Origin of the sequence: Rhizobium sp. WYCCWR 11128, assembly GCF_013416305.1 — a bacterium.
Lineage (GTDB): Bacteria > Pseudomonadota > Alphaproteobacteria > Rhizobiales > Rhizobiaceae > Rhizobium > Rhizobium indicum.
The window spans coordinates 80,435-97,370 of record NZ_JACCEZ010000005.1; the positions used below are offsets into that span (position 1 = coordinate 80,435).

The window sequence follows — 16,936 nt, forward strand, 5'->3', positions numbered from 1 at the left end:
CCAAAGGGAGGAATGGAAATGATGAACAGGATACTTGCCGGCATCACCGCAGCCGTACTCGCGGGCGCCGCCCCCTTAAGCGCGCACGCGACCGATCTCGTGATCTACCACACCTGGTCGGCGCCGCCTGAAGTGGCGGCGCTGAACGTGCTCAAAAAGAACCTGGAGGCCAAAGGCGACAGCTGGACCGACATCGCCATCCCGCATGACACCGGCTCCAACGTCAATCTGATGAACCTCGTTGCCGGCGGCAACCCGCCGAACCTGTTCATGGAGTCAAATCCCGGCGTCTATCGCGATCTGACGAAAGCCGGACTCGGTCGGCCGCTGACCGATTTCTTCAAGGAGCATGGCTATCCGGACAAGTATCCGGATGCCGTGGCCCATTCGATGGTCGTCGATGACCAGGTCATGAAGGTGCCGACCGCGCTGCACATCGACGGCATGGTCTATTACAATATGGATGTCGCCAAGAAAGTCGGCATCGATCCGACGGCCTGGAAATCGCTCGACGAAATGTTTGCCGACTTCGACAAGATCAAGGCGGCCGGCGTCATTCCGCTGGCCGTCGGCGGCCAGCAATGGCAGGTGGGCTACCTCACCCATGCGCTGGCGGCGACGATCGGCGGACCGGACTTCTTCAACAAGATCTATGGCGAAAAGCCCGATCCCGCCGTCTTCGATACGCTGGAATTCCGCCAGGTGTTCGACTATCTGCGCAAATTCCAGCAGGCGGCCGACGAAGGCTCGGCCAACCGCGAATGGAACCTCACCACCAATCTCGTCATCACCGGCAAGGCGCTGATGCAGATCCATGGCGACTGGATGAAGGGCGAATGGCTGGCGGCCGGCAAGACCGCCGGCAAGGATTTCGGCTGCATCCAGATCCCCGGCGCTAAAGCCGTGGCTGCCAGCGTCGACAGCTGGGGCCTGCTTGGCGGCCAGCCTGCTGACAAGGACAAGGCCGAACTCGACTTTGCCTCGATCGTCGTCGATCCGAATGTCCAGGCGGAATTCGCCAAGGCCAAGGGTTCGACCCCGGTGCGCCTCGATGCGCCGCAGGACAGTCTCGACGCCTGCTCCAAGGAAGTGCTCCGCATCGTTGCCGATCCGAAGCATCAGGTACAGAACCCGCACGCCATCAGCGACGCCGACTGGGAGAACTCGATCTGGGACGTGGCCTTCAACTTCTGGAGCGATCCCGACATGAGCGTCGACGACGCGATCGCCAAGATCAAGGAAAACTACAAGACCATTCTCGGCTAGAGCAGCGGTTCGACGCTTCTCCCGAAGGGGCGGTCCGTTTCCGAAACGGCGGGCCGTCCCGCCCCATCGCAGAAAGGAATACCGATGGACAAGCGTTTGCTTGATGAAGATGCCGTCATGCAGATCTGCTTCGTGACCGACGATGTGCAGAAATCCGCTGCCTGGTTCTCGGAACTGACCGGCAAGCCGGTTCCGCCGGAAGGCAAGGCCGCCGAGCCGGATGAGGCGCAGGCGATCTACAACGGCAAGCCCGCCGAGGTCGGCTGCCGCATCATCATGTTCAAGTTCGGCAACATCGACGTCGAGTTCCTGCAGCCCGGTCCGGAGAAGAGCGCCTGGCGCGATCTGCTGGAGGAGAAAGGCCCCGGTTGCCACCACATCGCCTTCAAGACGAAGAATCTCACCGAGCGAAACCGCTATCTGGAAGACAAGGGCCACCGCCTGCTCCAGCGTGGCGAATTCGACGGCGGCCACGGACGCTATGCCTATTACGACACAGTACCCGATCTGGGCGTCATGATCGAACTGCTGGAATTCGACAGCGACAAGGAAGTCCAGCCGAAGCAGGCCTGAGGGATTACAGCACCTGTGCAATCCGTCTCGGGCTTGTTTCCGTTGCGGTCGCGGCCTCGACGAAATCGAGCCCGATATCCAGCACCGGGGCGCTGTGCGTCAACCAGCCGACGGAAATGAGGTCGACACCGGAAGCCGCGATTGCGGCAGCCGTTATAGGCGTGACGCGGCCGGACGCTTCGGTGATGGCTCGGCCGGCGACGATGGCGACGGCCTCGCGCAGCTGATCCGACGTCATATTGTCGAGCAGAACGGCGTCGACGCCGGTCTCCATCGCGTCACGCAGCTGATTGAGGGTGTCCACTTCGACCTCGATCTTCACCATATGGCCGACGCCAGCCCGCGCCCGGCGGATCGCTTCAGCGACCCCACCGGCGATGGCGACGTGATTATCCTTGATCAGCACCGCGTCATAAAGCGCGAAGCGGTGATTCATACCGCCACCGGCCCGCACCGCATATTTCTCCAGCGCCCGCAGCCCCGGCGTCGTCTTGCGCGTGCAGGAGACGGAGGCCTTGGTGCCGCGGATGGCGGCGGCGATCCCTGCCGTTACCGTGGCGATGCCAGAGAGGTGACCGAGGAAATTCAGGGCGGTACGCTCGGCACTCAGCAAGCCACGCGACGGGCCTTCGATGGTGGCGATCACGTCGCCGGGCTTGACCGCGTCGCCGTCCTGGAGATGGCGGCGCATGACGATCTCTGGATCGACGAGAGCGAAAGCGAGTTCGGCGGCATCGAGACCGGCGATCACACCCGGCTGACGGGCCGCCATCACCACCGTCGAACGGTGATCGCGAGGGATGACGGAGGCCGAGGTGATGTCACCGGCAAGACCCAGATCTTCGAGCAGGGCAGCCCGCACCAAGGGTTCGACGATCAGGCGCGGAAGGGGAACGAGGCTCATCTCAGGCACTCCTTGCAAGGGCATAGGGCGGTGTCGCGCGGGCGATCTCCAGAACGTCGGAAAGGCGCATCTGGCGACGGTTGGTGTTGGCGAGCTTCAGCGGAAAATCGGTGCGGGCATGGGCGCCGCGCGACTCCATCCGCAGGCTGGCAAAGACGGCGATCGAGAGCGCGACGATGGCCGGATCGGCGGCAGGGCCGTTGCCTTCGGCAAGCGGCAGCAGAGCGGCGATCGCGCCATGAATGGCGCCGGCATTGCGCAACACGCCGAGATGGCGCGAGACGATCGGCCGCACGAATGACGCATCAGCTGGCGCCGGCAGTCTCTCGGGGAAGATCGTGCCGGCGGCACTTGCGGGCGTGCCTGATATGTCGAGCGCCGCCCGCATGCCCATGACAGCCGCCTCCAGCAGCGAATTGCTGGCAAGCCGGTTTGCGCCGTGCAGGCCGGTCGAGGCCGCCTCGCCGGCGACCCAGAGACCGGGAACCGAGCTGCGGCCCTTTGCATCCGTGGCCACGCCGCCCATGTGATAGTGAACGGCCGGGCGCACCGGAATGAGGTCTTTCGCCGGATCGATGCCGGCCTCGCCGCAAAGGGTCGAGATGACAGGAAAGCGCTTGGCAAAGCGGCTGCCGATAGCAGCGCGGGCATCGAGAAAGACTCGTCCGCCACGGGCAATTTCGGCGCTGATCGCCCGCGCCACCACGTCGCGCGGTGCAAGCTCGGCGCCTGGTATGCGGGCCATGAACCGTTCGCCGCGCTCGTTGACGAGCAAAGCCCCTTCCCCGCGCACCGCCTCGCTGATGAGCGCCAGCGGCCTGCGGCGTGAATCGAGTGCGGTCGGATGGAACTGGACGAATTCCATATCGGCGAGCGCAGCACCGGCTCTTGCCGCGAGCGCGATCCCCTGGCCGAAATTCCCCATCGGATTGGTGGTCGCGTCGTAAAGCCCGCCAATGCCGCCGGTGGCGAGCACCACCTTCGATGTCGGCAGAATGACGGCGCCATTCGCGGTCGCGCAGAGCAGGCCGGCGACCTGCTCGCCATCCATCACAATCCGCCGCGCCTCGAAGCCTTCGAGCACTGATATAGTTGGCGTTTTCATTGCCGCCTTGATCAGCGCGGCGATGATCGCCGTACCCGAGCCGTCGCCTTCAGCATGGACGATGCGGCGGCGATTATGGGCCGCCTCCAGCCCGAGCGAGAGTTCGCCGGCGGTATTCCGGTCGAAGCGAACGCCGGCCTGCTCCAGCGCGACGATCGCCGCCGGCGCCTCGGCGATGATGCTGGCGGCAATGGCCGGATCGCAGAGCCCGTCGCCGGCGGCAAGCGTATCGGCAAGATGCAGTGCCGCGCTATCGTCGGCGCCCATGCTGGCGGCGATGCCGCCCTGCGCCCAGGCGCTCGACGTCTCTGCGCCAAGGGCAGCGCGGGTAATAATGACGGAGGGTTCAGGCGCCAATGTGAGCGCGGTCATCAGCCCGGCAAGCCCGCTGCCGACGATCACCGTGCGTCCGGCAAGATGGTCGAGAAGCTCGGTCATATCGCCAGCATCCTTTCGACGGCGCGGCGCGCGGCCACGGCGATCGCAGGATCGACGGTGACCTCGTGGCGGTTTTCCTCAAGGGCGGCGCGGATATTGGCCAGCGTGATGCGCTTCATATGCGGGCAGAGATTGCAGGGGCGAATGAACTCGACATCGGGATGGTGCACGGCGACATTGTCGCTCATCGAGCATTCGGTGAGCAGCACGACGCGCGCCGGCTTCTGCCTGCCGACATAATCCGACATCACCGCGGTGGAGCCGGCGAAATCGGCTTCGGCCACCACCTCTGGTGGGCATTCCGGATGGGCGAGCACGGTGACGCCCGGATGGTTTTCGCGCAACTGGCGCACGTCCTCGGCGGTGAAGAGTTCATGCACCTCGCAATGGCCATGCCAGGCGATGATCTCGACATCAGTCTCGCGGGCGACATTGCGCGCCAGATATTCGTCCGGGATCATCAGCACCTTCGGCACGCCGAGGGATTCCACCACTTGCTTGGCATTACCCGAGGTGCAGCAGATATCGGAAGCAGCCTTCACCGCGGCCGAGGTGTTGACATAGGTGACGATGGGCACGCCGGGATGGGCCTGGCGCAGCAGGGCGATATCCTCGGGCGTGATCGAATCCGCCAGCGAACAGCCCGCGCCGAGATCCGGGATCAGCACGGTTTTCTCAGGGTTCAGCAGCTTGGCGGTTTCGGCCATGAAATGCACACCGGCAAGCACGATGACATCGGCATCGACCTCGATCGCCTTGCGGGCGAGCGCCAGGCTGTCGCCGACGATATCGGCCACGCCGTGGAAGATCTCCGGTGTCTGATAGTTGTGCGCGAGAATGACGGCGTTGCGGCGGCGCTTGAGCTCGAGGATCGCGTCGACGTCATTTTCGAACGTCATCCACTCGGCTTTGGGAATGACACGGCTGACGCGCTCGTAGAGCGAGGATGCGGAAACAGGATAATTCATGACCGGCTCCTAATTATGCTCTCTTTGAGCATATCATAGGCAAAGAGATATTCTCACGGTGAGCATATGTCAATTGCGGGAGAGCGGTAATTTCGTTCCGGCCAGTGCGCGTTCTTCGAGCACGGTGTGGCGAAAGCGGAAAAGCTTGGCCGGCCGGCCGCCGGTTTCGCTTTCTGTTCCGCCGGTTTCCTCGACCAGTTCCTGCTGTTCGATGAGGCGGCGGAAGTTCTGCTTGTGCAGCGTCAGTCCCGCCAAAGCTTCGATGGTGCGTTGGAGCCTCAGCAGCGTAAAACTCTCCGGCATCAGCTCGAAGACAACGGGGCGGTATTTGATCTTGGCGCGCAGCCGGGCGATTCCGGTCGCGAGAATCCGCCGGTGATCGGCAAACATTGCCCGGCCGAGATTGGCCTCCGCCCCGCATCCGGCTTCCGAGACAAGCCCCGCCTCGTAAAGCAGTTCGTAGCGCTGCAGGGCCAGATCCTCGTTCCAGCCGCCGCCATCGAGGCCGAAGGTGAAATCCGCCCGGCGATGGCGATGGTCACGCCTTGCCGGATCGGCATCGGCCCAGCTCCTCAGACGCGCCATGACCTCGTCAAGCACGGCCGGCCGTCCCTGCCGGTGGTCTTCCCAGGGAAAGTATTCGTACCAGCCATGCCATCCCGGCCGGCCGGCGCCCGACTGCTCGTTGACGAGGCCGAGATAGCTGATCGAGATCGTCCGCCCGCCTGGGATGTCGTTGTTCCGGTCGCGGTCGGCGAAGGTATAGAGCTGTTCGAGATAACCGACGGGATGTTCCGTCTGCTCCTGCACCCATTCGCGCAAGCCAGATTGCAGGGTGCGATGCCCCATTTCGAAAGGGCCTGACGGCAGCGCGTTGCCGGAACGGATGGTCATCACGCGCGGCTCGTCCCCCGTCACCGCGACGAGCACCGCAATCAATTCCGCATGCGCAAAGCCGATCGTCACAGGGGACCGAATACTCCGTTCCGAATGAATCGAACGGATAATTCCTGACACAGGCCGGGACGGAAGCCAATGGAGGTGAAGCGCCTTTGCGGCGCTTCCCACATCATCGAGGCAATAGAACGCGTTTGCCCTCAGTTATTGCCTGTGTCGCTTTTCAGCCGCTGCAGGAAGATTTCAAGTTCCGCGTCGTCGATACCGACGAGATGGCGCTTTTCCGGATAGGCGCCGGTCCTGACATCCTTCGCAAATTCCGTGAAGGCGGCGATGCGCTCGCGCTGCAGCCGGTCGTGTTCGGCGGCAAAGTCGCGATAGACCTTGGCGTGGCGCGGAGTGTGGTCGCGATTGGCGCCGAGCACGTCGTCGGCGAAGAGATATTGGGCGTCGCAGCCGCTGCCCGCGCCCATGGAGATCATCAGCATCGAGGTGTTGCTGCTGATGGCGGCAGCGACATCCCCTGGGACGACCTCGATTTCGGCGGCGAAGGCGCCTGCCTCTTCCAGCGCCTTGGTCTGCCGCCAGATTTCGGCCGCACTCGCCGCCGTCTTGCCGACGGCGCGAAAGCCGCCGGTCCAGGTCGCCTTCGAAGGGATCAGTCCGAGATGGCCACAGACCGGAATACCCTCGTCCCGCATGCGCCGGATCGTCTGCAGGCTTGCGGCGCAATAGACCGCGTCGCCGCCCGCCTTCAGCGCCGCGAAGGCCGCACGAAGATAGTCCTCGGCCGAGACATGATCGCCATATTCGAGCCCCGGAATGGCAAAGGGCGTGGGGGCTGCCTCGCGAAAGACCGGCCCGAGCAGCGAGGGCGGCACGGAGACGATGTCGATCCCTGCCTTTTCGGCGGCGTCCGCTTCCTCCAGTGAGGTAACGCGCAGCATGGTGAGCTGGCGTTTGCCTTTTTCCGAAAGCAGATCGGCGACGGTTGCGCGTCTATGTTTCTTCATCATCAATTCCTTTGAAAATATCGGGCGGCTCAGGCGGCCAGCAGGGATTTCAGCTTGATGTCGCTGGCTGCGAGTGCTGCCGGGTTGGGATGGGCGCGCGCTGCGATCAGCATTTCGGCGAGCCTGATGTCGCGGGCCACCGCATTGCCCGGCCCGATGCCGCTTGCGGCGATCAATCGTCCGTCGGCATCGAGATGGAAGAGAATGAAGGCGCCTGCGCCGAGTTCGCGGCGCTGATGCGTGGCAGCCCCCTCGGCGAGGCCCGATATCTGCAGCGTCATGTCGTATTGATCCGACCAGAACCACGGCACCGCCGAAACGGCTTCGTTGACGCCGAGCATGTTGGCCGCGGCCAATGTGCCCTGCTCCTGGGCATTGCGCCAGGATTCGAGCCGCACCCGCCGGCCGCCATAGATCGACAACGGAAAGGAGCAGCAGTCGCCGGCGGCAAAGACATCGGGTGCGGAGGTCTGGAGATTGATATCGACGGCAATGCCATTGTCGATTGCCAGCCCGGCCCTTTCGGCGATCTCGACATTCGGCCGTGCACCGATGCCGACGAGGACGAGATCGGCTTCGATCACCTCGCCGGTCGACAATCTGATCAGGGCTTTGCCGTTTTCCTCGCTCAGCGCCTCGATGGAGACGCCGCAGCGGATATCGACGCCTTCGGCGCGGTGGCGCTCGGTGAGCAGATGGGCGATCTCCGCCGGCACGCCACGCTTCAGCACGCGTTCCAGCCCCTCGATGACAGTGACGTCGGCACCGAGCAGCCGCGCCGTTGCCGCAAGTTCCAGTCCAATGAAGCCGCCGCCGATGATGGCGATATGCCGTCCTGGCTTCATCGCATCGCGCAATGCCGCCGCATCGTGATGCGTCCGCAGCGAACGAATATGTCGGCTGCCTTCCGATGCGCCGGGGAATGACCGCGCGGCCGCACCCGTCGCAAGCAGAAGCTTGTCGTAGGAAAGCACCGTCCCGTCCGAAAGCGTGACGATCCTGGATGCGGGATCGAAATCCCTGGCCTCCAGACCGGTGAGCAGCCGGATGCCGTTTTCGGCGTATTTCTCCGCCGCGGCGATGAATTTCGGATCGCTTGCATCGGTGGAGCCGGCCTTCGAAAGCGGCGGCCGTTCATAAGGCGGAAGAGGCTCGGCGCCAACCAGCGTTATCTCGCCGGCAAAGCCCTTTTCCCGCAAGGCGAAGGCAGCGCGCGCACCGCATTCGCCTGCGCCTAAGATAACGAAGTGAACCACGCCAACCTCCCTCAGAGCGAGATGAAGACGGCACCGTCTTCGATCTTGACAGGATAGGTCTTGAGATTGACGCAGACCGGCGCACCCTTGGCTTCGCCCGTCTTGTAGTTGAAGCGGCCATTATGCTTTGGACATTCGATGATCTCATCCATGACAAGCCCGTCGGCGAGATGGATTTGTTCATGCGTGCAGAGCCCATCGGTTGCGAAGAATTCGTCGTCCGGGCTGCGATAGACCGCGAAGGTGCGCCCGTCGTGGTCGAAGCGGATGACATCCTCCTCGTCGATCTCGTCCTTGTCGCAGACCTGGATCCAATTTCCGCTCATCTTGTCCTCGCTCGATTGTCTTTATTGCGCGGCCGGGGCCAGCTCGTTGTGGAATTCCTCGCGATAGGGCCGCGCGGTGGCCGGCAGTTCACGCTTCAGGAAATAGTCCTCGTTGCGCAACTGGCGCAGGAAGGCCGGGATCATTTCGCGATAGCCGGAGAAGATCGACGCGTTCGGTGCCGGCAGGTCGTGCTTGATCATCGCGTGCAGCTTCGGCAGCGCGTGGTAGGGCACCATCGGGAACATGTGGTGTTCGACGTGGTAGTTCATGTTCCAGTAGATGAAGCGGCTGATCGGGTTCATATAGACCGTGCGGCTGTTCAGCCGGTGGTCGATCACATTGTCGGCCAGGCCGCCATGCTGCAGCAGACCGGTCAGCACATGGTGCCAGGCGCCATAGAGGCGCGGCAGGCCGATCAGCATCAGTGGCAGGATCGAACCCATGGCGATCGCGGCGGCGATCGTCGCGATATAGATCGCCAGCCAGATGCGGGCGATGCGGATGGCCTTCGGCTGCTCCATCTCCGGGATGAACGTCTTTTCCGCCGCGCTGACGCCGCCGAAGGCATTGCGCAGCATGTCGATGATCGCATGCCAGGCGTCGAGGATGCCGAAGAAATTGAGCACCAGGCGGAAGAGATCGGGCGGCCGCATGACGGCGATCTCGGGATCGCGGCCGACGATCACCGTATCGGTATGATGGCGCGCATGGCTCCATCGCCAGGTCACCGGATTGCGCATGATCATGAAGCAGGCAATCTGGTAGACGGCATCGTTCATCCAGCGCGTCTTAAAGGCGGTGCCATGGCCGCATTCGTGCCAACGACTGTCGGAGGCCGAGCCGTAGAGCACGCCATAGGCGAGGAAGAAGGGCAGCGCGATCCACGAGCCCCAGAAATAAATGCCGAGCCCGGCAAGGACGACCATGCTACCGACCCAGAGGGCCGTGTCACGGATCGCCGGTGCATCGGAGCGCTGCATCAGCGCCTTCATCTCCTTGCGGGGAATGTCGGTGTGATACCATTCGGCTGCCGCCAGCCCCGTCTCGACGGCGGAGCGGCCGCTTTCGCCGAGAAGGTCGTAGTCACGCTTCTTTGTCTGGGTCGCCATTATCCGCCTCCCGTTGCCCTTGCCTGGGAGAATAGGTTGACTTTGAAAAGCGCTCAATGCAGGCTTGATATAATCTATCAAAATCCGTCATGAATGACTTGCATTCATGATTGAATCCATCAGGAACGCCGATGCGCCGTCCCACCATATCCGATCTCGCCCGCGCCTCCGGCGTCAGCGTCGCCACCGTCGATCGCGTTCTCAACGCTCGCCACCGCGTGCGCGAGGAAACGGCGCGACGGGTCTATGATGCGGCGCAGTCGATCGGCTATCACGCTGTCGGGCTGATCAAGCAGCGCGTCTTCGAGGATCTGCCGCAATACAAGCTCGCCTTCCTGCTGCAGAAGCCGATGCAGCCCTTCTATCAGAGCTTCGTGCGTGAGATCGAAACTGCAGCGCGGGCGCTGACGAGCGCGCGCATCCAGACGCAGATCGAGTTTCCGTCCGCCGCGACACCGGCTGCGATCGTCGAAAAGATCAAGACGCTCGGCGCCCGCAACCAGGCCGTCGCTCTCGTCGGCCCGGATTATCCGGCGGTGACGACGGCGGTCGAGGAGTTGAAGGAGCGCGGTATTCCGGTCTTCTCGCTGCTTTCCGACCTCGCCACGGGCGTGCGCGACGCCTATGTCGGCGTCAACAACCGCAAGGTCGGGCGCACTGCCGCCTGGACGATTGCGCGCACGGCGAAGAGGCCCGGCAAGGTCGCCTGTTTCGTCGGCAGCCACCGCTTTCACGGCCATGAGCTCAGAGAAATCGGCTTCCGCTCCTATTTTCGCGAGAATGCGCCTGAGTTCGATGTCGTCGACACGCTGATCAATCTCGAGACAGCCGAAATCACTCATGAGGCGACGTTGACGCTGCTGCAGAAATATCCCGATCTCGTCGGCCTCTATGTCTGCGGCGGCGGCATGGAGGGGGCGATCTCGGCGTTCCGCGAAGAAGGCGTCGGCGGCAAGATCGTCCTGGTGGTCAACGAGCTGACCCCCGACAGCAAGGCCGGTCTTGCCGACGATATCGTCGCCATGGCGATAGGCACTCCCCTGCCCGCTCTCTGTAAGGAGCTGATGGTGCTGATGACGGGCGCCATCGAAAACGGTGAAACGGCTGTTCCCGGGCAGCTCTTCCTGCCTTTCGATATCCATATTTCGGAGAACATCTGAGGAATGATGGAATTCCATCAATCCTTTCGAAATTCTCTCAGCAATGAAAGCCGGCGCCGGCGATGGCGGATGGATTGCGACGCGAATTCCGATAGAGATTCGCTGACCCATTCACGAAGACTGCTCCGCCCCGACGCGGAGATCAGGAGGAGATACCGATCATGACGTCGATCCGTTTTGCGCTCAACCATATGGCCGCGCCGTCGCTTGCCATCGACGATTTTTTCGCGCTGGCCCGATCGCTCGGCATCGAAGCCGTCGAGATCCGCAACGACCTTTCCGGCAATGCCATCCTCGACGGCACCAAACCTGAAACGATCAAGGAGGTTGCCGCCAGCCATGGCGTGACGATCATTTCGATCAACGCCCTGCAGCGCTTCAACGAGTGGAACGCGACCCGGGCCGCCGAAGCGCAGGAACTGATCGATTATGCCGGCGCGTCCGGCGCCAAGGCGCTCGTCCTCGTGCCGAAGAATGACGGCACCGGCTGCGCCGATGGCGAACGGCAGGCCAATCTGCGCCAGTCTCTGGCCGCGCTGAAGACGATGCTCGAGGAGGCCGGCATTATCGGTCTCGTCGAGCCGCTCGGTTTCGAGATCTGCTCGCTGCGCTCGAAGACCGAGGCGGCCGAGGCAATCAGGGAACTCGGCGCGGAATCGACCTTCAGGCTTGTCCACGACACCTTCCACCATCACCTTGCCGGTGAAGCGGCGACCTTCCCTGAGCTGGCCGGCCTCGTGCACATCTCCGGCGTCAGCGATCCTTCCGTGTCCGTTGCCGATATGCGCGATTCCCATCGAGTGCTCGTTGACGGCGACGACCGGCTCGATAATGCCGGGCAGATCAGGGCGCTGCTGCGGGCCGGTTATAAGGGTCCGTTCTCCTTTGAACCCTTTGCAGCGGAGGTTCATGCGGTCAAGGACCCGGCCGGTGCGCTTCGCGCCAGCATGGATTATCTCAGCGCGCGGGTTTGACACCTCGCGAACGTCGCATGATGCCGCCATTGGCGTCGGAACTGCGCGGGGGACGATTGTCACGATTGGCCGCACTGGCGCGGCCAATCGCCTGACTTATTCCCTGCCTCTGAACCGGCGTTGGTAGGCCGGATCATAGAGTGAGCTCTCGCGAAAATCCTCGGCCGCCAGCGAAGGTCCGACGAAGATGATCGCCGTGCGTTCGATCGGTTCGGCGGCAACCTTTGCTTCGATATCGGCAAGCGTGCCGCACAAGATGCGCTCGTCCGGCCAGGAGGCCTTGACGACGATTGCGACCGGGCAGTCGACGCCGTAAAGCGGCGTCAATTCCTCAACGACTTGCTTCAGCGCATGGATGGCCAGATGGATCGCCAGCGTGGCGCCCGTCGCGCCGAATTTCGCCAGTGTCTCATCGTTCGGCATCGGTGATGCGCGGCCGGAAACGCGGGTCAGCACCAGGCTCTGCGCCACGGCCGGGATCGTCAGCTCTCGGCCGAGGGCCGAAGCCGCGGCGGCAAAGGCTGGAACACCTGGCGTCATCGTATAGTCGATGCCGTGTTTTTGAAGCCGGCGCACCTGTTCGGCCACCGCACTCCAGACCGAGAGATCGCCGGAATGCAGCCGGGCGACATCCTGGCCGGCCGCAGCAGCGCCAAGATATTCTGCCTCGATCTCGTCGAGCGACATCGGCGCTGTATCGACGATGCGTGCGTCCGGCGGACAATATTGCAGCAGTTCGGCCGACACGATCGAGCCGGCATAAAGGCAGACCGGGCATCGGGCGATGAGATCGCGGCCACGAACCGTGATCAGATCCGCGGCACCTGGTCCCGCGCCGATAAAATGCACCGTCATCTCGTCATCCTTTTGACCAGCGCCACTGCGTCATCGGCATGGCCGGCCGCCAACCGCTCATGCCGCCGACAGGCTGGGCGCGCGATATTTCGATCCGTGTGAGGAAGCCGCCGCGTTTTGCATGTTCGGCGAGCAGCACCGCCTCCATCTCCAGCGTCACGGCATTGACAACGAGCCGCCCTCCCCGCTTCAGCGCGGCAATCGCAGTATCGACAACATCCGGTTCGCTGCCGCCACCGCCGAGGAAGATCACATCCGGTTCCGGAAGGCCCTTCAGCGCATCGGGCGCCGTACCTTCGACGACAGCAAGATGCGGCACGCCCAAGGCGCCTGCGTTGCGGGCGATACGTGCAGCCCGTTCCGGCGACTGTTCGACGGCGATCGCCTTCAGGCTGGGATCGGCGAGCATCCATTCGATGCCGATCGATCCCGAGCCGGCGCCGATATCCCAGAGCAGTTCGCCGTGACGGGGGCCAAGCGCCGAAAGCGTCATCGCCCGGATTTCGCGTTTGGTGATCTGTCCGTCATGCTCGAACAGCTCGTCTTCGAGCCCTGCGGCAAAAGGCAGGATGCGAGCCCCCTCCCCTGCCGCAACATTAACGGCGCAGACATTCAGGGGATCGATGTCAAGGAGGTCGAAATCCGCCGCCGCCGCACTTCTCTGCCGTTCCCGAACACCGCCAAGCGCCTCGAGCACTGTAAGTCGCGACTGACCGAAGCCAGCAGCAGTCAGCAGCGCAGCCAGATCGCCAGGCCCCTTCTCGTCCGAGGTGAGCGCAAGGATGCGTCGTCCGGGGTGCAGATGCGGCCGGATCAGATCGATCGGCCGTCCATGCAGCGAGATCGTCGCGACGTCCTGTAGCGGCCAGCCAAGGCGGGAGGCGGCAAGGCTGAAGGCCGAGGGTGCGGGGATGGTGCGCATCTCTTCGGCCGCCACATGGCGGGAGAGCGTTGCGCCGACGCCGTAGAGGAACGGATCGCCGGAGGCGAGCACGACAACAGGCGTGCCGCGCCTTTCGAGGATAGCCTCGACCGAGCGCTCGAACGGGCTCTGCCAGGAAAGCTTTTCGCCTGTGATCAGCGACGCAGTGAGTGCATGATGTCGCGCACCGCTGAAGACGGCGGGTGCGGTCGCAATCAGCCTCTTCGCCTCCTCGCCCAGCCCTTCTGGACCATCTTCGCCGATGCCGATAATAGTCAGCCAGCGCTGGCCGGACGCAGGAGAGACATCAGACATGGGAAGACCCCGCATCTTGATCCTCGGCGGCACCAGCGAGGCGCGGCTGCTGGCCGAGGCGCTGGCGGCGCGTGATGATTGCGATGTTCTGCTGTCGCTTGCCGGTCGCACCGAGAAACCGGCCGCGCAGCCTGTTCCAGTTCGCATCGGTGGTTTCGGCGGCGCTGCCGCACTTGCCGATTTCCTCAAGGCCGGCGGATATCGTCTGTTGATCGACGCCACGCATCCCTTCGCCGAGCGCATTTCGGCCAATGCCGCTTTCGCGGCCGAGACCACCGGCATCGCCGCGATCGCTCTGCGCCGTCCCGAATGGCATCGCATGGCCGGCGATCGCTGGCGGGACGTGCGGAGCATTCCGGCTGCCATCGAAGCGCTCGGCCCCTCCCCCCGCCATGTCTTCCTGGCGACGGGCCGGCAGGGTGCCCATCATGCGCAAGCCGCACCGCAGCATCACTACCTCGTTCGCAGCGTCGATCCCGTCGAACCGCCGCTTGTGCTTGATAATGTCGAGTACATCCTCGAGCGTGGTCCGTTCACGCTGGACGGTGAATGCGATCTGCTGAGGCAGCACCACATTGACGTCATCGTCGCCAAGAATAGCGGCGGTGCGGCCACCTATGCGAAGATCGAGGCAGCCCGCCTGCTCGGTATCGAGGTGATGATGGTGGCGCGCGCGCCGGCCTCGATCGTCAAGGCGGTCGACACTGTCGAGGCGGCGCTGGCGGCGATCGATCACCTGTTCCCCCCCGCCGTGAAACGAGGCGTATAGACGAGGTCCAGTCTGCCTGGCCGCGTGACGATGCGTGTCTCGGCCGAGCCGATGATGATGCAGGTCGCCATATCGGCAATCGACGCATCTGCCTGCGACAGCTGCTGGACGGCGATACGTTCGTCGGGACGCCCGGCCGCGCGCCCGAAAATAACCGGCGTTGCTGCAGGCAGATGGTCGCGCATCAGCTTGAAGGCTTCGCCGAGCTGCCAGGGCCGCGCCCGGCTGATCGGATTGTAGAGCGCGATGACAAAACCTGCCTTTGCCGCCAATACAAGACGGTTTTCTATTATATTCCAAGGCTTTAGATTATCAGACAGCGATATGGCGCAGAAGTCGTGGCCAAGCGGAGCGCCTGCTCTTGCCGCCACTGCCAGCATCGCCGTGATGCCGGGCAGGATGATGAGATCGACCACGCGCCATGCGGCCGGCCCGTTCTCGATCGCTTCGCAGACCGCGGCGGCCATGGCGAAGACGCCGGGGTCGCCGCCGGAGACGACGCAGACCGTGGCGCCATCGGCTGCCATGGCGAGGGCTGCCCCTGCCCTATCGAGCTCCTCGCGATTGTCCGAGGCATGCCGCAACTGATCGTGGCGGAGCTGCAGCCTGTCGAGATAAGGTCCGTAGCCGAAGAAATCCGTCGCCGCATCGACAGCGGCCAAAGCTTCCGGCGTCATCTGCTCGGGGTTGCCGGGACCGGTGCCGATCACGAAAAGCCTGCCGCTCATCGGCTGCCCTCCCAGCCCGGCACCAGCACGAGCGAAAAATATGGCGCATCGCCGTCGGTCCTGTCGGCAAGCTTTTCCATCGCCGCATTCGCCATGGTGCCGCGCTCGACATAGACGGCTTCCGCAAGCCGGCCGGCGGCCGCCAGTGCCCGGCGGATCTTCGGCAGGTTGCGGCCGACCTTCATGATGACCGCGGCTTGCGTATCGGCAAGACGCCGCGTCAGCTCGGTCTCGGCCATCGTACCGGGCAGTACGGTAAGCACGTCGTCGCCTTGGACGATCGGCATGCCCGCCAGCGACCAGCAGCCCGACATGGCGCTGATGCCCGGGATCACTTCCGTCGGGTAGCGTTGGGAAAGCCTGACATGCAGGTGCATATAGGAGCCGTAGAAGAGCGGATCACCTTCGCTGAGAACGGCGACAGTCAGCCCGGCATCGAGATGCCCGGCAACAGCTTTGGCAGACAGATCGTAGAATTGGGTGATCAGCCTCTGATAGCGTTCGTCGTTCTTGTCGATTTCGGTCGTCACAGGATAATAGAGCGGCAGCAGCGTCACCCCGGATTTCAGCAGCGGCTCGACGATCGCCTTGCCGTTGCCGCCCCTGCCCTGCTTGGCGAAATAGGCGATGACATCAGCGCCTTCGATGGCGCGGACGGCTTTGAGGGTCAGGAGGTCCGGGTCGCCGGGACCCGTGCCGACGCCGATGAGACGGCCGCTTCTGGTCATAGGCCTGGCCTCGCCAATGCATTGATGGCGGCTGCCGTCATGGCGCTGCCGCCGAGCCGACCGCGGACGATGGCAAAGGGTACGCCGTAGGAATTATCTGCCAGCGCATCCTTGGATTCGGCGGCGCCGACGAAGCCCACGGGCATGCCGAGGATCGCCGCGGGTTTCGGGGCGCCGTCGCGCAGGAGTTCGAGCAGATGGAAGAGGGCGGTCGGTGCATTGCCGATCGCAACAACGCTGCCGCCGAGCCGATCGAGCCAGAGATGCATGGCGGCGGCCGAGCGCGTATTGCCGGTCTCGCGCGCAAGCTCCGGTGTCGCGGGATCGCGCAGCGTGCAGATCACCTCGTTCAGCGCCGGCAGCCGCGCCCGGGTGACGCCCTGGGACACCATTTCCGCGTCGCAGAAAATCGGCGCCCCACCCTTCAGCGCATCGCGCGCCGCGCTGACGAAATCGGCCGAGAACAGGAAATGCTCCGCCGCCTCGACCAGCCCGCAGGCATGGATCATGCGCACGGCGATTTCGGCTTGATCGTCGGTGAAGCGCGAAAGATCGGCCTCGGCACGGATAATGGCAAAGGAACGCTCGTAGATCGCATCGCCGCTGCGGATATAATCGTAGTCTGGCAT

Annotated in this window: 18 protein-coding genes; 5 read left to right on the plus strand and 13 right to left on the minus strand. The window is 63.6% G+C overall.

From position 1 onward, the window contains the following. Nucleotides 1-18 precede the first annotated feature (18 nt). The gene (locus HX898_RS17250) at nt 19-1,266 is read left to right on the plus strand and encodes an ABC transporter substrate-binding protein (RefSeq protein ID WP_180195221.1); all 1,248 of its coding nucleotides are present in this window, start codon (nt 19-21) and stop codon (nt 1,264-1,266) included. 84 nt (nt 1,267-1,350) lie between these two features. Further along, nucleotides 1,351-1,839, plus strand: a complete 489-nt coding sequence (locus HX898_RS17255; protein WP_138389834.1) for a VOC family protein — start codon at nt 1,351-1,353, stop codon at nt 1,837-1,839. 4 nt (nt 1,840-1,843) lie between these two features. On the opposite strand, the gene nadC is transcribed toward HX898_RS17255, so the two are convergent. The 8 genes from nadC to HX898_RS17295 form a co-directional block, all read right to left on the minus strand. Continuing rightward, complete coding sequence (gene nadC / locus HX898_RS17260; protein ID WP_180195222.1) at nt 1,844-2,767, minus strand: carboxylating nicotinate-nucleotide diphosphorylase; 924 nt, start codon at nt 2,765-2,767, stop codon at nt 1,844-1,846. Next, nucleotides 2,745-4,286, minus strand: coding sequence for an L-aspartate oxidase (locus tag HX898_RS17265; protein WP_180195223.1), 1,542 nt, complete (start codon nt 4,284-4,286; stop codon nt 2,745-2,747). The genes nadC and HX898_RS17265 overlap by 23 nt, the downstream gene beginning before the upstream one ends. Beyond that, the gene (nadA, locus tag HX898_RS17270; RefSeq protein WP_017991961.1) at nt 4,283-5,254 is read right to left on the minus strand and encodes a quinolinate synthase NadA; all 972 of its coding nucleotides are present in this window, start codon (nt 5,252-5,254) and stop codon (nt 4,283-4,285) included. The genes HX898_RS17265 and nadA overlap by 4 nt, the downstream gene beginning before the upstream one ends. Before the next feature lie 69 nt (nt 5,255-5,323). Further along, nucleotides 5,324-6,322, minus strand: coding sequence for a hypothetical protein (locus tag HX898_RS17275; protein ID WP_180195224.1), 999 nt, complete (start codon nt 6,320-6,322; stop codon nt 5,324-5,326). A 29-nt stretch (nt 6,323-6,351) separates the two neighbouring features. Further along, nucleotides 6,352-7,167 carry a 3-methyl-2-oxobutanoate hydroxymethyltransferase gene (locus tag HX898_RS17280; protein ID WP_180195225.1) on the minus strand — a complete coding sequence of 272 codons (816 nt, stop codon included), beginning with the start codon at nt 7,165-7,167 and terminating at the stop codon, nt 6,352-6,354. Between the two features lie 26 nt (nt 7,168-7,193). Continuing rightward, on the minus strand, nt 7,194-8,420 hold the full coding sequence (locus HX898_RS17285) for an FAD-dependent oxidoreductase (RefSeq protein WP_180195226.1): 1,227 nt from the start codon (nt 8,418-8,420) through the stop codon (nt 7,194-7,196). 11 nt (nt 8,421-8,431) lie between these two features. Then, on the minus strand, nt 8,432-8,746 hold the full coding sequence (locus HX898_RS17290; protein ID WP_180195227.1) for a MocE family 2Fe-2S type ferredoxin: 315 nt from the start codon (nt 8,744-8,746) through the stop codon (nt 8,432-8,434). A gap of 21 nt (nt 8,747-8,767) precedes the next feature. Next, nucleotides 8,768-9,856: a fatty acid desaturase family protein gene (locus tag HX898_RS17295; RefSeq protein ID WP_180195228.1), complete on the minus strand. Its 1,089-nt coding sequence runs from the start codon at nt 9,854-9,856 to the stop codon at nt 8,768-8,770. Between the two features lie 131 nt (nt 9,857-9,987). Here HX898_RS17295 and HX898_RS17300 point away from each other — a divergent pair, with 131 nt between their 5' ends. Together HX898_RS17300 and HX898_RS17305 are read left to right on the plus strand one after the other, a co-directional pair. After that, nucleotides 9,988-11,016, plus strand: coding sequence for a LacI family DNA-binding transcriptional regulator (locus tag HX898_RS17300; RefSeq protein ID WP_180195229.1), 1,029 nt, complete (start codon nt 9,988-9,990; stop codon nt 11,014-11,016). 161 nt (nt 11,017-11,177) lie between these two features. Further along, the gene (locus HX898_RS17305) at nt 11,178-11,990 is read left to right on the plus strand and encodes a TIM barrel protein (RefSeq protein WP_180195230.1); all 813 of its coding nucleotides are present in this window, start codon (nt 11,178-11,180) and stop codon (nt 11,988-11,990) included. A 96-nt stretch (nt 11,991-12,086) separates the two neighbouring features. Here the strand turns inward: HX898_RS17305 and cobM are convergent, their stop codons facing one another. Beyond that, nucleotides 12,087-12,845, minus strand: a complete 759-nt coding sequence (cobM, locus tag HX898_RS17310; RefSeq protein ID WP_180195231.1) for a precorrin-4 C(11)-methyltransferase — start codon at nt 12,843-12,845, stop codon at nt 12,087-12,089. Nucleotides 12,846-12,849: 4 nt separating this feature from the next. Further along, a complete protein-coding gene (gene cbiE, locus HX898_RS17315) occupies nt 12,850-14,082 on the minus strand; it encodes a precorrin-6y C5,15-methyltransferase (decarboxylating) subunit CbiE (RefSeq protein ID WP_180195232.1) in 1,233 nt (410 codons plus the stop codon). Between cbiE and HX898_RS17320 the strand changes: the two genes are divergently transcribed. Beyond that, on the plus strand, nt 14,081-14,851 hold the full coding sequence (locus HX898_RS17320) for a cobalt-precorrin-6A reductase (RefSeq protein WP_180195233.1): 771 nt from the start codon (nt 14,081-14,083) through the stop codon (nt 14,849-14,851). The genes cbiE and HX898_RS17320 overlap by 2 nt on opposite strands. Here HX898_RS17320 and HX898_RS17325 read toward each other — a convergent pair. From HX898_RS17325 to HX898_RS17335, 3 genes are read right to left on the minus strand one after another with little or no spacing between them, the layout of a single operon-like run. Beyond that, nucleotides 14,815-15,579, minus strand: coding sequence for a precorrin-3B C(17)-methyltransferase (locus HX898_RS17325; protein WP_171598171.1), 765 nt, complete (start codon nt 15,577-15,579; stop codon nt 14,815-14,817). The two genes, HX898_RS17320 and HX898_RS17325, sit on opposite strands and share 37 nt — an antisense overlap. After that, complete coding sequence (locus HX898_RS17330) at nt 15,576-16,307, minus strand: precorrin-2 C(20)-methyltransferase (protein ID WP_180195234.1); 732 nt, start codon at nt 16,305-16,307, stop codon at nt 15,576-15,578. Before HX898_RS17330 ends, HX898_RS17325 begins: the two co-directional genes overlap by 4 nt. After that, nucleotides 16,304-16,936 carry a precorrin-8X methylmutase gene (locus tag HX898_RS17335; RefSeq protein WP_171598169.1) on the minus strand — a complete coding sequence of 211 codons (633 nt, stop codon included), beginning with the start codon at nt 16,934-16,936 and terminating at the stop codon, nt 16,304-16,306. The genes HX898_RS17330 and HX898_RS17335 overlap by 4 nt, the downstream gene beginning before the upstream one ends.

Coding starts and splice junctions, on each gene's coding strand:
- HX898_RS17305 (WP_180195230.1), top strand. CDS start 11,178: ATGACGTCGATCCGTTTTGCGCTCAACCATATGGCCGCGCCGTCGCTT.
- HX898_RS17290 (WP_180195227.1), bottom strand. CDS start 8,746: ATGAGCGGAAATTGGATCCAGGTCTGCGACAAGGACGAGATCGACGAG.
- HX898_RS17330 (WP_180195234.1), bottom strand. CDS start 16,307: ATGACCAGAAGCGGCCGTCTCATCGGCGTCGGCACGGGTCCCGGCGAC.
- HX898_RS17295 (WP_180195228.1), bottom strand. CDS start 9,856: ATGGCGACCCAGACAAAGAAGCGTGACTACGACCTTCTCGGCGAAAGC.
- nadA (WP_017991961.1), bottom strand. CDS start 5,254: ATGAATTATCCTGTTTCCGCATCCTCGCTCTACGAGCGCGTCAGCCGT.
- HX898_RS17250 (WP_180195221.1), top strand. CDS start 19: ATGATGAACAGGATACTTGCCGGCATCACCGCAGCCGTACTCGCGGGC.
- nadC (WP_180195222.1), bottom strand. CDS start 2,767: ATGCCCTTGCAAGGAGTGCCTGAGATGAGCCTCGTTCCCCTTCCGCGC.
- HX898_RS17280 (WP_180195225.1), bottom strand. CDS start 7,167: ATGATGAAGAAACATAGACGCGCAACCGTCGCCGATCTGCTTTCGGAA.
- HX898_RS17335 (WP_171598169.1), bottom strand. CDS start 16,936: ATGCCAGACTACGATTATATCCGCAGCGGCGATGCGATCTACGAGCGT.
- cobM (WP_180195231.1), bottom strand. CDS start 12,845: ATGACGGTGCATTTTATCGGCGCGGGACCAGGTGCCGCGGATCTGATC.
- HX898_RS17255 (WP_138389834.1), top strand. CDS start 1,351: ATGGACAAGCGTTTGCTTGATGAAGATGCCGTCATGCAGATCTGCTTC.
- HX898_RS17300 (WP_180195229.1), top strand. CDS start 9,988: ATGCGCCGTCCCACCATATCCGATCTCGCCCGCGCCTCCGGCGTCAGC.
- HX898_RS17265 (WP_180195223.1), bottom strand. CDS start 4,286: ATGACCGAGCTTCTCGACCATCTTGCCGGACGCACGGTGATCGTCGGC.
- HX898_RS17325 (WP_171598171.1), bottom strand. CDS start 15,579: ATGAGCGGCAGGCTTTTCGTGATCGGCACCGGTCCCGGCAACCCCGAG.
- HX898_RS17320 (WP_180195233.1), top strand. CDS start 14,081: ATGGGAAGACCCCGCATCTTGATCCTCGGCGGCACCAGCGAGGCGCGG.
- cbiE (WP_180195232.1), bottom strand. CDS start 14,082: ATGTCTGATGTCTCTCCTGCGTCCGGCCAGCGCTGGCTGACTATTATC.